The organism is Mesorhizobium waitakense, assembly GCF_056431085.1.
In genome coordinates, this window is the sequence record NZ_JBWKME010000017.1 from 71,127 (window position 1) to 93,469 (window position 22,343).

Annotated in this window: 18 protein-coding genes; 4 read left to right on the plus strand and 14 right to left on the minus strand. The window is 64.8% G+C overall.

Going from position 1 to position 22,343, the window contains the following annotated elements; all coding sequences use genetic code 11:
- Positions 1 to 37: 37 nt before the first annotated feature.
- The 4 genes from AC07FD_RS05490 to AC07FD_RS05505 all read right to left on the minus strand — a co-directional run bounded on the left by AC07FD_RS05490 (position 38) and on the right by AC07FD_RS05505 (position 5,084).
- Positions 38 to 1,006: an ABC transporter permease gene (locus AC07FD_RS05490; protein ID WP_478349003.1), complete on the minus strand. Its 969-nt coding sequence runs from the start codon at positions 1,004 to 1,006 to the stop codon at positions 38 to 40.
- A 343-nt stretch (positions 1,007 to 1,349) separates the two neighbouring features.
- Positions 1,350 to 2,852, minus strand: coding sequence for a sugar ABC transporter ATP-binding protein (locus AC07FD_RS05495; RefSeq protein WP_478349022.1), 1,503 nt, complete (start codon positions 2,850 to 2,852; stop codon positions 1,350 to 1,352).
- Between the two features lie 5 nt (positions 2,853 to 2,857).
- Positions 2,858 to 3,841 (minus strand): ABC transporter permease, encoded by a 984-nt coding sequence (locus AC07FD_RS05500; RefSeq protein ID WP_478349023.1) that lies wholly within the window; start codon positions 3,839 to 3,841, stop codon positions 2,858 to 2,860.
- A gap of 160 nt (positions 3,842 to 4,001) precedes the next feature.
- The gene (locus tag AC07FD_RS05505; RefSeq protein ID WP_478349004.1) at positions 4,002 to 5,084 is read right to left on the minus strand and encodes a sugar ABC transporter substrate-binding protein; all 1,083 of its coding nucleotides are present in this window, start codon (positions 5,082 to 5,084) and stop codon (positions 4,002 to 4,004) included.
- Positions 5,085 to 5,296: 212 nt separating this feature from the next.
- On the opposite strand from AC07FD_RS05505, the gene AC07FD_RS05510 reads away from it, so the two are divergent.
- Positions 5,297 to 6,892, plus strand: coding sequence for a GMC family oxidoreductase (locus AC07FD_RS05510; RefSeq protein WP_478349005.1), 1,596 nt, complete (start codon positions 5,297 to 5,299; stop codon positions 6,890 to 6,892).
- 5 nt (positions 6,893 to 6,897) lie between these two features.
- On the opposite strand, the gene AC07FD_RS05515 is transcribed toward AC07FD_RS05510, so the two are convergent.
- On the minus strand, positions 6,898 to 7,728 hold the full coding sequence (locus tag AC07FD_RS05515) for an NAD-dependent epimerase/dehydratase family protein (RefSeq protein ID WP_478349006.1): 831 nt from the start codon (positions 7,726 to 7,728) through the stop codon (positions 6,898 to 6,900).
- 152 nt (positions 7,729 to 7,880) lie between these two features.
- Here AC07FD_RS05515 and AC07FD_RS05520 point away from each other — a divergent pair, with 152 nt between their 5' ends.
- The gene (locus tag AC07FD_RS05520) at positions 7,881 to 8,612 is read left to right on the plus strand and encodes a FadR/GntR family transcriptional regulator (protein ID WP_478349007.1); all 732 of its coding nucleotides are present in this window, start codon (positions 7,881 to 7,883) and stop codon (positions 8,610 to 8,612) included.
- 33 nt (positions 8,613 to 8,645) lie between these two features.
- Here AC07FD_RS05520 and kdgD read toward each other — a convergent pair whose 3' ends face one another.
- The 4 genes from kdgD to AC07FD_RS05540 all read right to left on the minus strand — a co-directional run bounded on the left by kdgD (position 8,646) and on the right by AC07FD_RS05540 (position 12,772).
- A complete protein-coding gene (gene kdgD, locus AC07FD_RS05525) occupies positions 8,646 to 9,578 on the minus strand; it encodes a 5-dehydro-4-deoxyglucarate dehydratase (RefSeq protein ID WP_478349008.1) in 933 nt (310 codons plus the stop codon).
- A gap of 85 nt (positions 9,579 to 9,663) precedes the next feature.
- Positions 9,664 to 10,491 carry an ATP-binding cassette domain-containing protein gene (locus AC07FD_RS05530; protein ID WP_478349009.1) on the minus strand — a complete coding sequence of 276 codons (828 nt, stop codon included), beginning with the start codon at positions 10,489 to 10,491 and terminating at the stop codon, positions 9,664 to 9,666.
- Entirely contained in the window at positions 10,488 to 11,561 is a 1,074-nt protein-coding gene (locus tag AC07FD_RS05535) for an ABC transporter permease (RefSeq protein WP_478349010.1), read from the minus strand. Before AC07FD_RS05535 ends, AC07FD_RS05530 begins: the two co-directional genes overlap by 4 nt.
- Before the next feature lie 119 nt (positions 11,562 to 11,680).
- Positions 11,681 to 12,772: a substrate-binding domain-containing protein gene (locus tag AC07FD_RS05540; RefSeq protein WP_478349011.1), complete on the minus strand. Its 1,092-nt coding sequence runs from the start codon at positions 12,770 to 12,772 to the stop codon at positions 11,681 to 11,683.
- Between the two features lie 184 nt (positions 12,773 to 12,956).
- On the opposite strand from AC07FD_RS05540, the gene AC07FD_RS05545 reads away from it, so the two are divergent.
- A complete protein-coding gene (locus AC07FD_RS05545; RefSeq protein WP_478349012.1) occupies positions 12,957 to 13,985 on the plus strand; it encodes an aldo/keto reductase in 1,029 nt (342 codons plus the stop codon).
- A gap of 93 nt (positions 13,986 to 14,078) precedes the next feature.
- On the opposite strand, the gene AC07FD_RS05550 is transcribed toward AC07FD_RS05545, so the two are convergent.
- Entirely contained in the window at positions 14,079 to 14,234 is a 156-nt protein-coding gene (locus AC07FD_RS05550; protein ID WP_478349013.1) for a YjiS-like domain-containing protein, read from the minus strand.
- A 234-nt stretch (positions 14,235 to 14,468) separates the two neighbouring features.
- Between AC07FD_RS05550 and AC07FD_RS05555 the strand changes: the two genes are divergently transcribed.
- Positions 14,469 to 15,338 (plus strand): LysR family transcriptional regulator, encoded by an 870-nt coding sequence (locus AC07FD_RS05555; RefSeq protein ID WP_478349014.1) that lies wholly within the window; start codon positions 14,469 to 14,471, stop codon positions 15,336 to 15,338.
- Between the two features lie 41 nt (positions 15,339 to 15,379).
- On the opposite strand, the gene AC07FD_RS05560 is transcribed toward AC07FD_RS05555, so the two are convergent.
- The 4 genes from AC07FD_RS05560 to AC07FD_RS05575 all read right to left on the minus strand — a co-directional run.
- A complete protein-coding gene (locus AC07FD_RS05560) occupies positions 15,380 to 17,119 on the minus strand; it encodes a tetratricopeptide repeat protein (RefSeq protein ID WP_478349015.1) in 1,740 nt (579 codons plus the stop codon).
- Between the two features lie 47 nt (positions 17,120 to 17,166).
- On the minus strand, positions 17,167 to 18,579 hold the full coding sequence (locus AC07FD_RS05565) for an HlyD family type I secretion periplasmic adaptor subunit (protein WP_478349016.1): 1,413 nt from the start codon (positions 18,577 to 18,579) through the stop codon (positions 17,167 to 17,169).
- A 21-nt stretch (positions 18,580 to 18,600) separates the two neighbouring features.
- On the minus strand, positions 18,601 to 20,901 hold the full coding sequence (locus AC07FD_RS05570; protein ID WP_478349017.1) for a peptidase domain-containing ABC transporter: 2,301 nt from the start codon (positions 20,899 to 20,901) through the stop codon (positions 18,601 to 18,603).
- A gap of 189 nt (positions 20,902 to 21,090) precedes the next feature.
- Positions 21,091 to 22,343: beta strand repeat-containing protein (locus AC07FD_RS05575; RefSeq protein ID WP_478349018.1), on the minus strand; the 1,253-nt coding region annotated here is incomplete at its 5' end.

Genomic DNA, 22,343 nt, shown 5'->3' on the forward strand with positions numbered 1-22,343 from the left:
GTCCGCGCTTGCTTGGGAGGCGGTGCGGATGGATCTGTCACTTGATGACCGCGATCTTGCTGCGGTCGATGGTGATGGCGACGGCTGCGATGAGGACCGCGCCGAACACCATGTTTTCCAGGAAAATGTTGACGCCGACGAAGGTCATGCCGATGCGCACGATCGAGATGATCAGCGCGCCGACGGCGGTGCGCGCGACGCCGCCCAGCCCGCCGGTGATGGCGGTGCCGCCGACGATGACGGCGGCAATGGCCGGCAGCAGCAGCTGGTTGGCGAGAACCGGCGAGCCACTCGACAGTCTAGCTGCCAATACCACCCCGGCGACGGCGGCCAGCATGCCGGAGGCGGCGAAGGCGATGATCTTGGTGCGGTCGACATGGATGCCCGCCGCCCAGGCGGCCGGCTCACCGGCACCGACGGCAATCGCCTGGCGGCCAAAGCGCGTGTAGCGCAGCGCGAGAAAACTGGCGATGCCGATGACCGCCGAAATCAGCACCACCACGGGCAGGCCGGCGACCGTGGCGTTGATCCAGGCGGTGTTTTCACGGCCGCCTTCCTCGATGGTGATGGCGCGGCCGTCGGAGACCCACAGCGCGATGCCGGTGACCACGCCGCCGGTGGCGAGCGTCGCCACGAAGGACGGGACGCGCAGCTTGACATGGACGATGCCGCTCAGCGTTCCGAAGGCGAGCCCGGACAGGATCGCCACCGGAAAGGCGGCCAGCCCGAGCGAGGGCAGCAGCTGCGCCAGGATGACGCTGGCCAGCGAGGCGACCGCCTGGATCGACAGGTCGATGCCGCCGAGCAGGATGGCGAAGGTGACGCCGGTCGCCAGGATGAACAGCACGGCGGTGTTGGCAAACAGAAGCGCCACGGTCTCGCCGGTGAGAAAGCCGGGCGCGGCGATCTCGATGATCAAAAGCAGCGCGACAAGCAGGACCAGCGGAATGGCGCCTTGCGTCCACTTGCCTTCGAAGATGCGCCGCAGCGAAAAAGCTTCATTCATCGCAGGGCTCCCAAGACTGATGGTGGTTTCGGGGCCGCCCTTGCGGCGAGCGGAGCGGACATCGGTCCGTGAGCACCGCAGCGCAATTGCATATGGCGCTCCCCCACTCCGTCTCGGCTTCGCCGAGCCACCTCTCCCCCACATTCGTGGGGGAAGAGGAAATGCCAACCGCCGAGGTCGCAGCCTTGAAAGGCTTGGGTTTCCTCTCCCCCATGGACATGGGGGAGAGGTGGCCGCGCAGCGGCCGGAGTGGGGGGCTGGCGCCGCCATATGCGATTGCCCTGGTGAGAAGCGCAGAAAACGCCTTCAGATGGCCGCCAGAGCAGAGTTTCCAAACGGTCTCTCATACCATCGCCCGCAACAGTTCCACCTGGTTCGGCTTGTTGCCCGGGCTGGCGTCGAAACGCGCGGTGATCTCGCCGTCGCGCATCACCAGCACCTGGTGCGACAGGCCGATGGTTTCCTCCAGCGTGTCGGAAATCAAAAGGATCGCCACACCTTGCGCGGAGAGATCGCGGACCAGTTCGTAGACCTCCTCCTTGGCGCCGACATCGAGCCCGCGCGTCGGATGGTCGAGCACGAGGATGCGCGAACCCGCCGTCATCCAGCGCGCCAGCACGACCTTCTGCTGGTTGCCGCCGCTGAGCTTGCGGCAGGCGGCATCGGGGCCGGGCGCCTTGATGCGCAGCCGCTTGATCCAGTCGGAGGCAAGCCGGCGCTCCTTGCCATAATCGATCGCGCCATGGCGCATGACGCTCGACAGGTCGGCCAGCGAAATGTTCTCGGCGATCGACAGGAACATCACCAGCCCTTCGAGCCTGCGCTCGCGCGGCACATAGCCGATACCCCTGCGCACAGCCGGTTCCGGCGAGCCGAAACGCACCGCGTCGCCGGCGATTTTCATTTCGCCGGCATCGTGCTGGAGGAAGCCGCCGATGGTGCGCGTGACCTCCTCGCGGCCGGAGCCGACGACGCCGGCGATGCCGACGATCTCGCCGGCCCTGATCTTGAGATCGACGCCGTGATAGGCGCCGTTTGCGCCCAAACCCTTTGCCTCGACCATGACCGTCTCGCGCGGCGCCTGCTGGCGGGCCTCGCGGTAATATTCCGCCTGCAGCCCGCGCCCGACCATGATCTCATGCAGTTCCGGAGCGGTGACATCGGCCGCGCGATGCTCGGCGACGACCGCGCCGTCCTTCATCGTGTAGACACGGTCGGAGATCGCAAGCACCTCGTCGAGACGGTGCGAGACGAAGACGAAGCTGGCGCGGGATTTGAGCGAGCGCACGCGGGCGAACAGCACCTCGATATCGGCGGCGTTGAGCACCGAGGTCGGCTCGTCGAGCAGGATGAGCAGCTGCCGCTCGACCACTTCCTCAAGCGTCAGCGCCTTGGCCAACTCGACCATCTGGCGCGCGGCGAAGGTCAGCTCGGAGGTGCGCGCGGTGACGTCGATGTCGATGCCGATCTTGGCCAGTTGCCGGCGCGCCGCCGCGTTCATGGCGCGCCAGTTGACGATGCCGAAGCGGGTGAAGCGGTCTTCCTCACCGAGATAGATGTTTTCGGCGACCGTCAGGTTGAGCACCAGCGACTGTTCCTGGAACACCATGCCGATGCCATGCCGGGCCGCGTCGCGCGGACTGCGCATGCGAAGCTGCTCGCCGTCCAGCGTGAGGCTGCCGCCGTCCGGCCGGTAGCTGCCGGCCAGCACCTGCATCAGCGTCGACTTGCCGGCACCGTTCTCGCCGATCAGCCCGACCACCTCGTTCGGCCGGACCTCGATCGAGACGTCGCGCAAGGCCTGGACGCCGGGAAAGTTCTTGATGATGCCGGAAGCGCGCAGCATGGCGTTCACTTGACTATCCTGAGGCGGACGCGGTCGAGCGACAGCGCCACCGCTGCGATGATCATCAGGCCCTGCACCGTCTGCTGGATGTAGGGCGAGATGCCGAGCAGGATCATGCCGTTGGCGAGCACGGTGACGATCAGCACGCCAATCAGCGTGTTGACGACGCCACCTTCGCCGCCGGTCAAGGCCGTGCCGCCGACGACGACGGCGGTGACCGCGGCAAACAGCCGACCGTCGCCGATGACCGCATGCGATTGGCCAAGCTGTGCGGCGGCAAGCACACCGGCAATGCCGAAGAAGAAGCCGGCCAGCGCGAAGGCGGTGATGCGCACGCGAACCACGTTGACGCCGGAAAGCTTGGCGACATCCTCGTCACCGCCAATGGCCAGGATGTGGCGGCCGAGCTTGGTGTGATACTGGATGATGGCGGCAAGCAGGAACGCCCCGGTCGCAACCCACACCGCCAGCGGCAGGCCAAGGAAGCGGGTCAGTGCCAGCTCGCGGATCGAGGCGTCGTTGAGCCGGATCGCCGAGCCGCCGAGCATATAGACCGACAGGCCAAGGCCGATGAACCACATGCCAAGCGTGGCCATGAAGGACGGGATCCGCAGCATGGTCTGGACCAGGCCGCTGACGAAACCCATGGCGGTGCCGGCAACGACCGCGGCCAGCACCGCCCACCAGCCATAGTCGTTGCCATTGCCGTCATTGGCGGCGAGCAGCACGACCACCATCGCCGCCACCGACAGGGTGCCCTCGACCGAGAGGTCGATGCTGCCCATCAGGATGATGAAGGTCAGTCCCATTGCCAGCGTCAGTGGCACGGCGGCCGAGTTGGCGAGACGCACCAGGTTGCGCAGTTCGATGAAATTGGGATTGGCGATGGCGATCAGCACGCAGAGCACGATCAGCACCGCCAGCGGCGCCAAGCTGCGCCAGCGCCTGCCGCCGAACACGGCGGCGATGCGGCCGGGGAGAAATGTCATAAGCGTCGTCCGCTCGATGTCCGAAACGGACTTCAGGGGTTCTGTATGGATTGTCAAGAAACCGCTTCCCGTCTGCTGATGACAGTCGCCGATGCGGATGCAATGCTCGACGACGGTAAAAGGGAGCGGGCCGCCAGGGAGCAGCAGCCCGCCCCGGCGGTCAGGTCCGGATGGCTCCGGTCACCCGACCCCACAGATCGTTCCAGTCGATCTCCGGCTTGGCGTCGACATTGGTCTTGTAATATTCCTCGACATTGTCGTGCGAGATCAGCACGGCCTTGCCGTAGAATTCGCGATGTTCCGGCGGTTCCTTGACCGGGTCGAACTTGCCGATCTTGGCGTTGTAGCCGATGGCCAGTCCCATGCCGCCCTGCCAGAACGGATCCGAGGTGACGGTGCAGGCGAACTCGCCGGTGCGGACCGCGTCGACCGCCGTCTTGATACCGTCGACGCCGACGATCGGCACCTTGCCGGCAAGGTTTTCGGCGCGCAGCGCCTCGAGTGCGCCGGAGCCCATGTCGTCATTGGCGGCCCAGATGCCCTTGATGTCATCGCCGAAGCGGGTGAGCAAATTGCCCATCAGGTCGAAGGCTTCAGTCGATTTCCAGTTGGCGACCTGGAAGTCGAGCAGCTTGATGTCGGGATTGGCGGCGAGTGCGGCGTCGAGGCCCTTCTTGCGTTCGATCGCCGCCGTGGTCGAGATCAGGCCGCCGAGTGCGACGATGCCGCCCTTGCCGCCAATTGTCTTGAACAGGATCTCGGCGATGGTCTTGCCGCTTTCGATGCCGTCGAACTCGATGTGGGAAACATAGTTCGGGTTGAAGTCCTTGGGATGCAAATCCGCCGGCTTGTTCCACTGCGTCACCACATAGGCGCCGGCCTTGGCGCAGGCCTCGACGATCGGGCGTGCATCAGGGGTGTCGTTGGGATCGGAATTGAGCACCATGTTGCCGCCGGTCTTGGCCAGCATCGCCTTGATGTCGGCGATGCCTTTCTCGCTGTTGCCTTCCGAAACCAGGGTGACGTGTTCGAGACCGGCCCATTTGGCGTAGGCCTCGGCGCCGGTCTTCCACACCGCGTGGTAGGGGTTGGACAACGAGCGAATCGACGTCACCAATGTCGGCTTTTCCTGCGCGCGCAAAACTTTTGGCATGGCGAGTGCCGCCATTCCGGCGGTGGCGCCCATCATCAGCGTCCGGCGGCTGACCGCGCCGGAAAGCGTTAAACCTGTCCTGTCCTTCATGTATCGAACCTCCCGATTGAATTCTGTTTCCCGCCCGGCGGCATGCGCGGGGAGCGCGGCCGGGCCTCCGATCGACGGGTTGTCAAGCTCCTCCACTTGTACGACAACCCTTCAACACGATAACCATACCCTTTCTCTTGACGCGGCACAAGCGACTTGAGATCGTCGCGTGCGGGAGGGGGCGCCGTTTGTGCCCATACGAGGGAGCGAGAATGCCGGACTACATCATCGTCGGCGGCGGCTCGGCCGGCTGCATTCTGGCTGCCAGGCTGAGTGAGGATCCGGACCTGTCCGTCGTCCTGCTAGAGGCCGGACCGCCGGATACTGATCGCTACATCCACCTGCCGGTCGGCTTCTTCAAGATGACGGCCGGACCGCTGATTTGGGGCTATGACACGGCGCCCGGCAAGGCGATCGACGGCCGCACCATGGTCTATCCGCAGGCGCGCGTGCTGGGCGGCGGCTCCTCGATCAACGCCCAGGTGTTCACCCGCGGTTGCCCGCAGGATTACGACGGATGGGCTGTCGACGATGGCTGCAGCGGCTGGAGTTACGCCGACGTGCTGCCCTATTTCCGGCGCTCCGAGGGTAACGACACTTTCGCCGGTCCGCAGCACGGCACCGATGGCCCGCTCGGCGTTTCGAGCGGCGCGCCGCATCCGCTGACCCGGGTCTTCGTCAAGGCCGCGCAGCAGGCCGGCCTACCCTTCAGGGCCGATTTCAATACCGGCCAGCAGGAAGGCACCGGATTCTACCAGACGACGACGCGTCAGGGGAAACGCAGCAGCACGGCAGTCGCCTATCTCAGGCCGGCGCTCGGCCGCAGGAACCTTACCTTGCGCACCGACGCCATGGTCAGCCGCATCATTGTCGAGAACGGCCGCGCCATCGGCGTCGAGATCGTCGTCGACGGCAGTACCGAGCTGTTGCGCGCCGGGCGCGAGGTGATCGTCACCGCCGGCGCCATCGGCTCGCCCAAACTTCTGATGTTGTCCGGCATCGGCCCGGCCGAGCATCTCAGCGCGCACGGCATCGAGGTGATCCACGACCTCGCCGGCGTCGGCCAGAACCTGCACGATCATATGGATGTCGACGTCGTCGCCGAACTCAACGGGCCGCACGGCATCGACCGCTACAAGAAGAAGCGCTGGCAGGCGGTCGCCGGCCTCGAATACGCGCTGTTCGGCAAGGGGCCGGTGGCGTCCAACATCGTCGAAGCCGGCGGCTTCTGGTGGGGCGACCATGCGGAGAAGACGCCGGATATCCAGTTCCATTTCCTGCCCGGCGCCGGCGTCGAGGAAGGCATCGGCTCGGTTCCCGGCGGCAATGGCTGCACGCTGAACTCCTACCATGTCCGCCCCCGCTCGCGCGGCAGCGTCACGCTGAGATCAGCGGATCTGTGCGATCCGCCAATCATCGATCCTAACCCTTTTGCCGAACGCTACGACCTGGAGCGCGCCGTCGACGGCATCGAGATCAGCCGCGAGATCCTGTCCCAGCCGGCCTTCGCCAAATACATCAGCCGGGAGCACCTTCCGGGTGCCGCAACCAAGGGACGCGCGGCGCTGGAAGCCTTCGCCCGCGAGCATGGCCGCAGCGCCTACCATCCGGTCGGCTCCTGCCGAATGGGCGGCGATGCGCAAAGTGTCGTCGATCCCGAGCTTCGCGTGCGCGGGCTTCAGGGCCTGCGCGTCTGCGACAGCTCGGTGATGCCAAGCATCGTGTCGTCAAACACCAACGCCGCCGTCATCATGATCGCCGAAAAGGCTGCCGACATGATCGCCGGGCGGGGCCAGTTGCCGGTGTAGCCAGATCATTCGTCCGGGAACATCGAACGCGGCGGAAAGTCCGTGCGGCTATAGTCGACGACGATGAATTTGCCGCCCTGGTAGCGCTCCACGACCGGGTTGTCCGTCACCTTGCCGCGGACGCGTTCGGCCTGGCTGTCGGAACTGTCCAGCGGCGTCCAGCCGATCTTGCGCCTGGCATCGTCCCGCCAGAAGCCGCGGCTGTTGTTGGACGCTCCCCAGATGACCGAGCAGCCGACATGCTCAGCCTCGGCGCAGCGTTCGACCAGGCGGACGAAATCGTCATGCGATATCCAGGTCGACAGGATCCGTTCATCAGGCACCTCAGGCAGCACCGAGCCGATGCGGATCAGCACGCTTTCGACCGCATGCTTGTCCCAGTAAAGCCGCGCCAGCATTTCGCCATAGGCCTTCGACAGGCCGTAATAGCCATCCGGGCGCAACAAGCAGTCCTGGTCGAGAATCTCGGTCCGCTCATAGAGGCCGACCGCGTGCACGGAGGACGGGAACACCACGCGTGCCTTCTGGCTGCGCGCCGCCTCGTAGATGTGGAAGCTGCCGCGCAGATTGGGGCCGAGCACCGTTTCGAAGGATTTTTCGGTGGAGATGCCACCGAAATGCAGGATCAGCCCGCAGCCTCGGGCAAGATCGGTCACCGCCTGCTGGTCCTCGAGATCGACACGATCGAAACTTGCGTTTTGCGGCAGCGGGAATGGCAAGGGCACCACATCGGTCAGCCGCAAGGTCCAGCCCAGTTCTGCCAGCCTGACCGAAAGCAGGCGTCCGATCGTGCCGGATGCCCCGGTCAACAGCACCGGTTTATCGGAGAGAGCCAATCCCTGTCCTTTCATGGTAGCAGGAGACATGTTCGCGCCGGCCCGGCAAGGCGAGTGGCTGTTGGGCGCTTCAAGCGACTGGCGAATGTCATCATATCACCATATAAATAATCGGTTGCCAAGAACAGCGGTTCGTTTATTGCTTGGTGGCGATGAAACGTTCCTTTGGCCTTCCCCCTCAGATCAGCCGCACGGCGCAGGTGGCCGACTGGTTTGCGCGCGAAATACGCGCCGGCCATCTGACCAGTGGCGAGAAACTACCGACCGAGCAGGAACTGATCGCGCAATTCGGAGTGAGCCGTACGGTGATCCGCGAGGCGATGGCCTCGCTGCGCTCGGAAGGGCTGGTCATCAGCCGGCAGGGTTCGGGCGTGTTCGTCGCCGACCACGAGGCCAACACCACATTTCGCATCATCTCCGACGAACTTCGTTCGCTGACGGAAGTCCAGAACGTGCTGCAGCTGCGGCTCGCCGTGGAACTCGAAGCCGCCGGCATCGCCGCTGAGAAGCGCAGCGACGACGACCTTGCCCGCATGCGCGATTGCCTCGACGCCATCGACGCGTCGATCGCGGCCGGTGACAGTGCCATCGAGCCGGATTTTGCCTTCCACCGGGCGATCGCCTCGGCCACCGGCAATCCCTATTTCGAGCGCTTCATGCATTTTCTCGGACCCGTCATCATTCCGCGGCAGTCGATCCGCCCGCGGGCCGAAACGCCGGAGCAGCGGCGGCTTTATCTCGAACAGGTCCAGACGGAGCACCGCCGCATCTACCAAGCCATCGAGCGGCAGAATGTCGAGGCCGCCCGCTTCACCTTGCGCGAGCATCTGGAGGCGGGCCGCGAGCGCTATCGCCGCATGGTCGACGGTTCGGTCAGCTCGTAGCACGGCGTCGAGCCTGACCTTCGTTCCGTGATTTCACGCCAGCTCTCCAACCGGCATGCGGCAGGACTGCATGAGCGCCGCGAGCTGCCGCTCTTCATCCGCTGTGAGGTCAAGCAGCGGCGACCGCACCGGCCCGCAGTCGATCCCGGCAATGCGCGCGCCGGCCTTGACGATCGAGACGGCGTAGCCGGCGCGCCGGTTGCGGATGGCGAGATAGGGCAGGAAGAAGCTGCGGACGAGATCGCCGACCTCAGCCATGCGGCCGGCGCGCAAGGCGTTGAAGAAACGCAGCGCCATCTCGGGGGCGAAATTATAGATCGCCGACGAATAGGTCGTCATGCCGATAGCAGCGGCGGCACTGGCATGGACTTCGGCCGTCGGCATGCCGCCGATGAAGATCAGGCGGTCGTCCATCCGGTAGCGCAAGGCGGTGAGAAGCTCGATGTCGCCGACGCCGTCCTTGAGCCCGATCAGGTTCGGGCAGTCCTGCGCCAACCGGTCGAGGGTCTCGGGCGTCAGCACCGCATTGTCCCTGTTATAGGCGATCACGCCGATACCGACCGAGCGGCAGATGGCGGTCAGATGCCGGCGCAGGCCATCCTGTTCGGACTTTACGAGGTAGGGCGGCAGCACCAGCAAACCGTCGGCGCCGTTGGCCTCCGCGGCCTTGGCGAACTCGACCGCCATATGCGTGCCGTAGCCGACGCCGGCCAGCAGCGGCAGGTGATCAGGAACCTCGTCCGACGCTGCCCGCACAACACGCTTGTATTCCTCGAGCGTCAGCGAGAAGAACTCGCCCGTGCCGCCGGCGGCGAAAAGCCCGCTCGCTCCGGCAGCGCCCTGCTGCGCGACATGGGCGCGATAGCCTTTCTCGTTGAAGGCGCCGGCATCGTCGAAAAAGGTCAGCGGAAAGGACAGCAGCCCGCGGCCAAGGGATTTGGTCAGCTCGGTCGGTGAGAACGTCAAAACGAGTACTCCGTGTGTGGGGCCGCCAAATCGGCATGGACGGTTTGGCCGGCAGGAATTTTGGCAGCCGTGGCGTTGGGTGGGTTCATACGATGCCGGGCCGGACTTCGGCCGCGGCGGCGTCGATTGCCTTGCGGCCGAGGCCCGACTTGACGATGCGGATCAATTCCTCCTCGCTGGTGTCGGCGGTGGAGGCGTCCAGCGCGACCTCGCCCGAATGCAGGAAGTTGATGCGGTCGCAGACTTCGAAGATCTGGTTGTAGTTGTGGACGATCAGGATCACCGAGACCTGGCGCTGCTGGCGCAGGTTCTGGATCAGGCCCAGGACATGCGCGCTCTCGCGCACGCCGAGTGCCGCCAGCGGCTCGTCAAGGACCAGGATCCTGGGCGACGAATAGATCGAGCGGGCAACGGCGATGCACTGACGCTGTCCGCCCGAAAGGAGGTCGACGGTGCTGTTGACGCTGGGAATCGAGATGCCCAGCGTGTCCAGGTAGAGTTGCGCCTGTTCGCGCATCTTCCTGTTGTCGAGCAGGTTCAGCCCCAGGATGCGCTTGTGGTATTCGCGGCCGAGGAACATGTTGTGGAAGACGCTGAGGTCGCCGATCAGCGCAAGGTCCTGGTAGACGGTTTCGATGCCCTGGGCGCGCGCGTCGCGCGGCGAGGCGAAACGCACTTCCTTGCCTTGCGAGACGATCGTGCCTGTGTCGGGCTGGTGAAATCCTGACAGGATCTTGATCAGCGTCGACTTGCCCGCGCCATTGTCGCCCACCAGGGCCAGGACCTCGCCCCGGCGCAGCTTGATCGAGACGTCGACAAGTGCTGTGACGGCGCCGAAACTCTTGGAGATGTTGGACATTTCCAGGACGACGGGCGCGTCGGCCGCGAGCGGCGGAATGGTCTGCGTGTTCATAGGCGCCTCCTTGTGCGCAGCCGGTCGACCTGGATGCTCAGGATCATCGCCGCGATGATCGCAGCGCCCAGATAGATGTCGGAAACGGTGGCCTGGGCACCGATCATCACCAGGCCATTGTTGAGCGAGGCGACCACGAACGCGCCGATCAGCGCGCCCATAACGGTGCCGGAGCCACCCAGCAGCGAGGTGCCGCCGATGACTGCCGCGGCGATCGCCTGCAAGGTAAGGAACGGGCTGCCGGCCTGCGGGTCGGCTGAGGTGAACTGGGAGGTGTTGATGATGCCGGCGAAGGCCGCACAGCCGCCGGCGATCATGAAATTATAGATCTTCATGCGGTCGGTGCGCACACCGACTTCGCGCGCGCCGATGATGTTGCTGCCGGTGGCAATCGTGTGCAGACCGAAGGTGGTGCGGTTGAGCGCCAGTGCCAGCGCCAGCACGATCAGCACCGCCCACAGGAAGGGCGTGAAGGCGGTCACGCCATGCCAGGAGAGGAGCGCATCCGACGGCTGGTAGAGGCTCTGCCCGAAGATCGCGTTGAAGGGCTGCTCGACCGGCGCTACGATCGGCTGGCTGTTGTAGATCGAGACGACGATGCCTTGCAGGAAGAACAGCATGCCCACCGTGGTGATCAGCGAGGGCACGCGGAAACGCACCGTGATGATGCCGTTGATGGCGCCGACCAGCACACCGATCAAGACGCCGACAACGGCGCCGACGGCCAGCGGCACGCCCCAGGTGACCGACATCAGCGCCATGACATAGGGCGCGATCGAGAAGATGGCGCTCAGCGAAAGGTCGATCTCGCCGGTGATCATCAGCATGACTTCGGCAGCCGCGATCAGGCCGAGCCGGCCAGTGTCGCGCAGCACGACGCTCATGAATTGCGGCGACAGGAACCCGCCATCGCTGCCGACCTGGAAATAGACCACAAGCACGATGGCGACGACGGCGATGCTGGCCTCGCGATAACGGGAAAGCAGGATGAGCAGCCTCTCCGTCATCGTCTGCGGAACCTTGACGCCAACGGCGCCCTTCCCGGCTTTTGCGATTGCGATTGGCGGCACTCTTGTCTTCCTGATTTCGAATTCTGGGCGGGGATCGGCGACGGCAGTCAGCGGCGCTCTCGCCACGTCATCGGACAATGACGTGGCGAGGGCAGGAGTTTTCGCTTGGCTGAACTGCGTCAGGTCGGCTCGACGTCGCTGCGGCCCTCGAAGCGGGACTTGCCGACATAGGCGTCGACATTGTCCTTGGTCACATAGGCCTGGCTGGTGTCGCTGTTGGCCGGACCGACGAGACCGCCCGACAGCTTGTAGAGATACATCTGCTGGACCGGCAGGAAGCCCTGCAGATAGGCCTGCTGGTCGGTGGTGAAGTTGACGTCGCCGGACTTGATGAAGTCCAGCGTCTGCGGGAAGAGGTCGAAGCCGGCCACGGCGCCGCCGGCTTTCACCAGGCCATATTTGTTGGAGATGAAACCGCAGGCATAGGTGTCGGAACCGCCGGTGCCGAACATGCCCTTCACGTCCTTGTGGCTGAGATAGTAGCTCTCGACGCGCGAGATTTCGGTTGCCGGATCCGGACCGGTGTTGACGACATCGTAAGTGACGCCGCTGCCGCTGTCCTTGATCGCCTGGATGTAGCCATCGAGGCGCGGCTGCGTGTTGAGCGAACCGGGCACGCCGATCGACAGCATGACGTGGCCGCCCTTGGGGATCAGCTTCAGCCACTTCAGCGCCGAGTTGTAGCCGGACTGATAGAGCGGCTGGCCGACATAGGACAGCCGCTTGTTGGGGCTGCCGACCGGCACGTCGGCGTTGAAGGCGACGACCGGAATGCCGGCCTGCGCGGCCATGTCGGTGGCGGCGTCGAAGGCGGTCGGATCGACCAGGCAGACCGCAATGCCGTCCGATTTCTGCGCGATCGCGGTCTGCATGGCGCTGACCATCTCGGAGACGACGTTCTTCTGCGAACCCGTCCATTGGTAGCTGCAGCCAAAGGCCGCGCAGGCGTCCTGGATGCCATAGACGGTCGGGGTGAAGAACTGGTCGAGCGTCACATGGCAGACGAAGTGGAACTTGTAGGGCTTCTTCGGCAGCCCGGCCGATGTGTCAGCTGCTTTCGCGGCGCTGACACCGCCGGCAAGTCCGGCACCCGCCAATCCGCTGGCCAGGCCGGCGGCACCGAGGCCGAGTTTGCCAGCCAGCGCAAAGGCACTGCGCCGGCTGATGGCGGCATTGACCATCTCCATCTGATTTTTCGTTTCGTCGTCCACTTGGTTCCTCCCTCTTCGTTTTGCGGGCTTGCCCACATTTGTCGTCTGGTTACATTGTTATATGACAACTTTTGTGTCAATGCTTTTTCGACACCGGATTCACGACCGGCCTTTCGCGGCCCGAGCGTGGTGCGGGAAGCCGCTTGGCCGGCACGAAGAACAGCAGCGATCACAGGAAGAGAAAATGGCTGAAATCGAATTCAGGGCTGTCGCGAAGAACGGCCTGAAGGTGACGACGATCGGGCTCGGCGGCACCGGGCTGGGCAATATGTATCGCGCCGTCGACACCGATGCCGCGGTCCAGACGGTGCACGCGGCCTATGACAATGACATCCGCTATTTCGACACAGCACCCGTCTATGGCTTTGGCGTGAGCGAGACCCGGCTTGGGCTGGCGATCAGATCCTTACCCCGCGCGGACATCGTCATCTCGTCGAAGATCGGCTACGACCTCGTGCCGATCCCGCCCGAGGAGCTTCAGCCGGCGCTGTGGGACCAGCCCGGCTCATTCCGCGCCGAGTTCGACTATTCGCGTGACGCCGTGATGCGTTCGCTCGAAGGAACGCTGAAGCGCCTCGACACCGACTATGTCGACATGGTCTCGATCCATGATCCGGACGAAGCCATTCATTTCGGCCCAGGCGAGGATCCCTATGCCAGAAGCCGTTTCAGGGAAGCGATGGACGGCGCCTATCCGGCGCTCGACGAATTGCGTTCGCAAGGCGTCATCAAGGCGGTCGGCGTCGGCATCAACCAATGGCAGATGCTGTCCGACTTCGTCGTGGCGGGTGCGTTTGACTATTTCCTGCTCGCCGGCCGCTACACCTTGCTCGAGCAGGAACCGCTGGCGACCTTGCTGCCGCTGTGCGAGCAGCGCGGCACTAGGATCATCATCGGCGGACCCTACAATTCCGGCATCCTGGCCACCGGCGCCGTCAAGGGCGCAACCTTCAACACCAGGCCGGCGCCTGAGCCGGTGCTCGAGCGCGTCCGCCGCATCGAGGCGATCTGCATCAGTCACAAGGTGTCGCTCCCGGCGGCCGCGCTTCAGTTCCCGCTCGGCCATCCCCTCGTATCAAGCGTCATTCCGGGCGCGCGATCAGCCGACGAGCTGAAACAGAACCTGGCCTATCTGCGCGAGGACATTCCGCCGGCTTTGTGGGCCGATCTCAAGCAGGCCCGCCTGATCGAAGCCGGCGCACCGGTACCTTGAGCGCCGCGCTCGGCAGCCGATAGAGCGGTTCTGCGTTTTGCCTGAAACGGTGGAACCGCACCAGGCGGTCTCGGCGCACGCCCCTCCACGATCTCAAAGACGCTGGCTGGCTTGGCGGGCGCGCTTGCGGATCTCCTGGCGAGAAATGCCGGCGTCCGCCAGCGTGCTGTCCGGCACACGCCTCAAGCTCGCAAGCGTCTGGCGATAGGCGCGCCAGCGGGCGAAACGGCGTCGAAGTTCATCCAACATGATCGTCTCCTCTGGCGCGCGGATGGCCGCGCGCCTGGTTGGTCGAAAGCGCAAAGCATCCGTGCCAAGCGCATGCGCGATCGAAGGGATTGCACTGGCTTGCTGGCCAGCTGAGGTGCTTGGGCACGGTCCCGCCAGGCAGGATTGTCCAACACCTCCAAGGCCTGCATACTTGCGTATGATGCCTGCTTCGCGCTACAGCCAGGGTCGCAAGGAGTTTTTCATTTCTGCAAAATGGATATCGGCTGGGACGATCTGAGGTTGTTTCTCGACGTTGCGCGGCTGGGTGGCCTGAGCGCGGCGACAAGAACCACGCGGCTCAGCGCAGCCACCCTTGGACGACGCGTCACCGCGCTCGAAAAGCAGATCGGCGAACCGCTGTTCGTGCGTCAGCAGACCGGCTACCGCCTGACCCCGGTCGGCGAAGAACTGCTGCGGCGCGCCGAGGACGTGGAGGCGGCAATGCAGTCGCTGACCCGCTGGCGCGAGGGAAGCCTGCCCGACCGCATTGTCCGCGTCTCGGCCGGACCATGGACCTCGGCCTTCGTTTCCGCCCATATCGGCGAGATCTGGACGGTCGATGACGGCATCAGGGTGGAACTCGTCACCACCACCGACAGGGTCGATATCGGACGCCGTGCCGCCGACATCGGCATCCGCAGCGAGCGCCCGACCGAACAGTGGCTGGCCGGCCGTCTAAGCGGCAAGGTCGCCCACGCCATCTATTCCGGACGCCACCTGATCAACGGCATCGCCGCCGGGTTGTTCGTGGGCGTCACCGGCGAAGGGGCAAACATTGCTTCGGCGCGCTGGCTGCAAGCCCATCATGGCGACCGCATCGCGGTGCGCGGCAACAACACCCATTCGGTGCGCGAACTGGTGGCCGCCGGCGCCGGCCTTTCGGTCTTCCCGTGCTTCGTCGGTGACAGCGATCCGCGGCTGGTTCGCGTCGCCCAGCCTATCCCCGAACTCGAAACAGACCAGTGGATCGTCACCCATCACGAGGAGCGTCACGCCCCGCCGGTACGAAAAGTAGCCGACCGGATCGCCACCTTGATGTGTGCGCACCAGCCGCTGTTTCGCGGCGAGACGCCGATCCGGTAAGCGGGTCGTGTAGCAAACCTGTAGCGACCGCCACACCAGCCTCAAATCGAGGCGAGCTCGGCGAGTTCGTCGACGGCTTCCTGAACACCTTGTGCAGCCGCTCGCTCGAACCACAGGCGACCGGCTGCCGGGTCGTGGTCCCCGGCAAGGCCATTGGAAAGATAGCGCCCGAGCATGAGTTGGGCCTGGCCATGTCCCCGCTCGGCGGCGGCCGTGAACCATTTCTGCGCTGCCGCCGGGTCGAGTGACAGACCCTGGCCACTCCCGTACAGGGCGCCGATCGCAAACATCGCCCCGACGTGGTCGGCGGCGGCGGCCCGCTTGAACAACTGCGCCGCAGCCACGGGCAAGGATGCGCCGCCGCGCCCATTGAGAAGCATTTCGGCAAGCGCCACCTGCGCGTCGACCATGCCGGCGTTGGCCGCCCGCTCAAACCAAAGACGGGCTTGTTTCTGGTCGGCGGCCACGCCGCGCCCATCCTGAAGCATGCGCGCATACGCATATTGCGCCTCGGCCACGCCTTCGGCCGCGCGCCTCACCCATTGCGCCGCCTGCTCCTCGTCCTTTCGCACGCCGACGCCCTGGGCAAAGCAGAGCCCGAGGTTGAAGGCTGCAACCAGATCGCCCGACGAGGCGGTCGCCTCGAACCATCCGGCAATGCTGGCGCGGTCGCGGTCGTCAGGCTCGCCTGCCCCTTCGAGGACCAGATTGGCAAAGTCGACCTGCGCTTCCTGATTTCCCGCATTTGCGGACGTGCGCAGCCAGCGCGCTCCCTCCTCGACGTCCTGGGCGACACCGTTTCCCGAGAGATAGAGCGATGCCAAGGCGCGGGCGGCGGCCTGATGGCCTGCATCGGCCGCGCGTCGATACCACGTCGCGGCCTCCGCATAGTCCGGCTGCGAACTCTTCACATAGCGATCGCCGAGACGGTAGGCTGCCTCTATATTTCCCGCCAATGCGGCGCGCCGCAGCCACGCCTCGCCGGCCGCGATATCCTGACCCGCAAGGCCACCATCGATGAGCCCCAATCCCAACCGGAACTGGGCCGAGGGAAGGCCTTTCTCCGCAGCAAGCTGATACAATCGCGCCGCTGCCGCTCGATCGACCGGCACGCCGCGCCCATGCTCGGTCAGCACCCCAAGGAGGTAGATTGCGGTGGGCAGGCCCGCGTCGGCAGCGCGTCGAACCTCGGCGGCAATCTTGTCTGCCTGCCCAGGTTGCCTGCGCCGGGCGAGCGAAAGAGCAAGGCCCAGGCATCCCTCGGGGCAGCCGGCAGCCGCGGACTTCTCATACCAGCCATGCGCCGCATCGAGGTCGCGCATCGCTTCGGGGCCTCTGCTGAGGATATAGCCGAGGATTGCCTGCCCGGTCGGGGAGCCGGCTTCGGCTGCCTTTTTGGCGAGACCGAGCGCTGGCGCGAATTCCGGCTGCCGCGAGGAATCCCGTTCGAACAGGCTTTCCGATCCGATGCGATTGCCGTCGGGCTCCTGTGTCGCCAGTCCAGCCACGTAAAGCGCGGCGAGAAGCGACTGCGCATCGGGGCTGCCGTGATCGGCCGCTCGCCGCAGCCAGCGCGCGCCTTCCGACCGGCTCGGCGGCACACCCAAACCTTCGAGATAGCAACGAGCGACCCGGTATTCGGCCTCGGTGATGCCGGCGCGTGCGGCAATTGCCATCAGCGGAAAGGCTTCTGAAGGCTTGCCACTGTCGGAAAGCTTTATCGCCCGGCGCAACACCAGCGCCGGCGGGGCAAGGGCAGTCAGCCGGTCAAGGATTGCCATCGATGCGAGAACTCATACCTCCGTTTGTCGCGGCACGGCACCCAAGCCTATGGCTCCCGCATCGCTTCCTGGCCTACGGGGAGCACGGCGCCGAGAATGTACTTGAGCACGGTGCGGCGGCCGACCTTGACGTCGGCGGTCACCGGCATGCCAGGGCTGATCGTGAAACCGGCGGGCACGCCATGGAGGGCGACCTGGTCGATGGAAATCTGCGTGCGATAGAACAGGTCAGCGTCCTGGGGCAGCATGGCCAACGAGCTGTTCGGGTCGCGCGCTTGTTCGCGAGCCGAGAAAGAATCCGGGCTGACCGCGCGCACAGTGCCGTGAGCGACGCCATATTGCGAATATGGAAACGTGTCGAACTTGATGGCCACTGGATCGCCGACATGGACGAACCCACTACTGCGACCGACAATGTTCGTCTCGATCTCCAGCACCGCGTCGTCCGGCACCAGCGTGATCAATCGGTCGCCGGACTGCAGGATCGAGCCGACGGAGACCTTGGCTACCGACTGGACGATGGCATCCGCCTCGCTCTTCAGCTCGACCAGCTGTTTGCGCAGCTTCGCCTTGTTGAGAAGCTCACGGGCGTCGGACATGCGCGATCCCGCCTCCGACAGGCCTTGCGAGACTTCGGCGCGCCAGCTCTGGATGTAGCCATCGCGGTCGGCGGACACCGTCGCCTGCTGTCGCTTGGCGGCTTCCGATGTCTGCAAGGCATTGCCGAGCGCCCGGGACATTTCCGCCGAGTTGTCCTCGGCCAGAAGCGTGTTGAGGCGGCTCCCCACCTGTCTTTCTTCCAGTTGCTTGCGCATCTGTTCGATCGAGGCCGCGACGGCCAGCCGCTGGCGGTAGCCGTCAGCATCGGACTGGGAACGCGAGATCACGGAACTGAGTTCATCGCTCTGCCGGTCGAAACTGGCCAGCTTGGCGTCGTAGACGGCTTTGCGGCGATCATAGATTGACGCCTGCAGGGTCCAACTCGGGTCCAGGCCGTCATAGTTGAAGGGCTTGCCGTCGGCCTCCGCTTTCAACCGCGCCACTTCGGCTTCAAGCGTCGAAACCTGTGTCGCCAGCGCAGTGAGGTCAGCCGAGGCGAAGGTCGCATCGAGGCGGGCAAGGGTTTGACCGGCTCGCACGCGCTGTCCTTCGCGCACCTCGATCGAGCGCACGATCGCTGTCTCGAGCGGCTGCACCACGATGTTTGGCGATTGCGACACCACGAGCCCTCTGGTGGTGACGACCTGATCGACCGGTATGATCCCTGCAAGTGTTATCAGGGCGATGACCATGCTCGTGATGATCCAGACGACGCCGCGCGCCATTCGCGGAACAGGCGCATTGGCGATAGCCGTCGACGGCCACTGGAATTCCAGGATGGCGGGCATCGTCGGATCGCTCGGTTCTGTCCGGCGCCGGCGGGCGGGAAGGCTGGATTGGGTGATGCTGATGCTGCTCATGGGGCGCCCCGAAGCCGATGCTCAAACAAGTCGCGGCGGCACAGCGGCCAGACGGCCGTGGCGGCTGTCGAGATGCCGGTTCTGCTGCAACCAAAGCTGGCGGTAGACCGCGCATCGTTCGAGCAGGGTCGCATGCGGCGCGACATCAAGGACCTTGCCCTGATCCATGACCAGGATCTGGTCGCACTCGGTCAGCGAGGAAAGCCGGTGCGAAACGATAATCATCGTGCGGCCCCTGGCGATGCGCATGAGATTGGCGCTGACCACCGCCTCGCTCTCCGGGTCGAGCGCGCTGGTCGCCTCGTCGAGGATCAGGACGGTCGGATCGTGGATGAGCGCGCGCGCGATCGCCAGCCGCTGCTTTTGACCACCCGACAGGTTGGGCGAACCTTCCTCGATATAGGTGTCATAACCGTTCGGCATGCGTTCGATGAACTCTTCGGCGCCAGCAAGGTGAGCGGCTCGCATGGCGTCGGAAAGGGTCAAGCCGGGACGCCCGGCGATGATGTTGTCACGAATCGAGCCGCGGAAAAGGAAATTATCCTGGAGGACCACGCCGAGCCCCTGGCGAAGGTGGCGCAGGTTGATTTCCTTGAGGTCGACGCCGTCCAGCTTGAGAAAACCGCTGTAATCGCGATTGATCCCCTGCAGCAGCCGCGCAATCGTCGATTTTCCTGAACCGCTGCGCCCGACGATACCGAACATCGTCCCTGCCGGAATGTCGAAGCTGACCCGGTCGAGCGCGGGCGTCTTGGTGGCGATGTAGGTGAAGGTCAGGTCACGGAAACTGATCTCGCCAACGAGCTTCGGCCTCAGGCCAGTGGAATTCGAACTGCTTTCCAGCGGTCGGTTGAGGACGGATCCCGCCTCGCCGATTGCCGCCCCGACCTCCTCGAAGTCCTCGACCAGTCGAGCAAGGCCGACGAGAGGCTGCGCGACGCGCTGGGCGATCATCATGAATGCGAACAGGCTGCCGATCATGTACCCGGACCTGTCGCTCATCGCGAGATAAGCTCCGATCAGCATGGTGCCCAGAACCATCGCACGCTCGATCGGCGTGACGAGCGTCTGCGGCCAGTTGGCGAGCTGCCCGAAGGCAAGGCGCGCCCTGCCCGCATCCGCCACCCGCTCGTCCCAAAGCGCCTTGCGTTGCGGTTCGAGACCGAGCGCCTTCACCGTCTTGATGCCGACGACGGTTTCGCCGAGCGCCGCCGCCTTCCAGGTCTCCGCGTCGACCACCTGCTGGTAGCTGCGGCGCATTGGTCCGAGAAAGGCGAAGATGATCAACATGATCACTACCGCGCAGGCAAGCACCATCCAGCCCAACGTAGCGTTGATGTAGAACATGACCGGGATCAGCACGCAGAGCGTGATCAGATCCAGGAACGTGCTGAGGAGTTTTCCGGTCAGGAACTCGCGGATGCGATAGATCTGCGCGAGGTGGTACATCGTCTCGCCGGCCGGATGACGCTCGAAATAGTCGAGTGGCAGACGCAGGAGCCTGCTGAAGACATGCAGGTTCAGTTTGGTGTCCAGCCGGGCACCGACAACGTTGATGATGAGCCGTCGGGCGTGACCGAGGAGCGTCTCGTAAACGAACATGACGGCAATTATGGCCGACAGGAGCACGAGGGTCGAAACGCTGTTGAACTGCAGCACCTTGTTGACCAGCGTCATGACGATGAGAGGCGGCAGAACGGTAAGGACGCTGAGCGTGAACGAGGCGATACCGATGTCACGCATGGAACGGCTTTCGAACCGTACCAGGTCGATCAGCCAGCGGAGGGTGAAAGGCGCATCGGCGGCGATGTAGGATCGCGCCGGACGCAACAGCACCGCCTCACCCGCCCACACCTGCGACAGCCGCAACTCGTCAATGGCGATGGCTTCGGCATCGTCGGGCGCGTCCGCGCTCTTGAGGAAGACGACATTCCGCTCCGGGCTGGCCCCGGTGAGGAGACCCGCGCCACCGTCATTGAACAGCAGGACGACCGGGCCAGTGTGCTCGAAACGCAGGAGATGCGACCAGCGGATGCGAAGCGCGCGCGACCACATGCCGCCGCTCTGGGCCCATTGCGAGAGATCAGCCGCGTTTGGAACCGGGTTTGCGCTCGCCACCCTGAACTCGTTCGGGTCGAGTTCGACGCCATGATAGCGCGCGACCCGTAGCATCGCCGTGAGGCGCGGCCCGATCCGGTCGAACTCGGCGGGTCCGCCGGGGATCCTCGCCGCCTCGCTCTCGCTGCCAACCTTGCCGGTCGCGTCCGCGTCTGCGCGGATCGGGATTGGCCCGGCTTCGGCGTTCAGAGGTACGCTCACCATGCACTTCCCCTCCGACCCGCTAGCGAGGGTTCAAGGATGCCCCGGGCAAGCCGTCCCAGCCGGGACTTCCGGCAAAGCCCAGTATATTCCGAACGGGCCGGCCGCACGAGCCCTTTGTCCGCCTGGAAATGGTGAACGCGCGGCCCTTGCGTTCTAGCAAGGGCCGCGCGTTCTTTCTGCAACCTGCACTCAGTCATTCGGCTTCAGAATATCCTTCATTGCCTTCTTCAGCGTGTCGTCGGTGCTGGCGTATCCGGCGCCTTGCTTGCCCTTGTCCGAAGTCAAGTCGGACGTTGCGCCGGATGTCTTGTTCTGATTTGGACCAAAGCCCTTGATCGTGTTGAGAACGTTCAAGAGATCGGTCGTCACCGAACCTCCGGCCAGGCCGACGAGTTGCTGGAACGAGGCATGGCCGTGGGTGTCGCTGCTGGTCGGGCCGGATTGCAGGAACTGCTTGGAGTCCTTGAGCCCGAGGGAGTTGGCCGTGACGGTGGCTTTGTGACCAGGGCCGTTTTCGCCATTGTTATTGTTCCCGGAACCACCAGGTGCATCCTGATCTCCATTGCCAAAGCCGTTATTGCCATGGTCGCGGTCACCGGTCCCACCGCCCGAGCCGGTCGCTCCGGTCGCACCTGTCGAGCCGGCCGAGCCAGTTGCACCAGTCGAGCCGGTTGCTCCAGTCGAGCCTGTCGAGCCGGTTGCGCCAGTCGAGCCGGTCGAGCCTGTCGAACCGGTCGCTCCGGTCGCTCCCGTATCGCCAGTTGCACCTGTGGCTCCGGTCGAGCCAGTCGCACCGGTATCACCGGTAGCTCCAGTCGAGCCCGTCGCTCCAGTCGCACCGGTATCGCCGGTCGCTCCAGTCGCGCCGGTATCACCAGTTGCTCCAGTCGAGCCAGTCGCTCCAGTCGAGCCAGTCGCTCCGGTATCGCCGGTCGCTCCGGTCGAGCCAGTTGCTCCGGTCGAGCCAGTCGCGCCGGTATCACCAGTTGCTCCGGTGGAGCCAGTCGCCCCGGTGTCACCAGTCGCACCAGTCGAGCCGGTTGCACCTGTCGCTCCAGTCGCGCCGGTATCACCAGTCGCTCCGGTCGAGCCGGTGGCTCCAGTCGAGCCTGTCGCGCCGGTTTCACCAGTCGCACCAGTCGCGCCGGTTTCACCAGTCGCGCCGGTTTCACCAGTCGCCCCGGTCGAGCCAGTTGCTCCGGTTGCTCCAGTCGAGCCTGTCGCTCCGGTTTCACCAGTTGCTCCAGTCGAGCCAGTTGCTCCGGTTTCACCAGTTGCTCCAGTCGAGCCTGTCGCTCCGGTTTCACCAGTTGCCCCGGTCGAGCCAGTTGCTCCGGTTTCACCAGTTGCTCCAGTCGAGCCTGTCGCTCCGGTTTCACCAGTTGCCCCGGTCGAGCCAGTTGCTCCGGTTGCTCCAGTCGAGCCTGTCGCTCCGGTTTCAC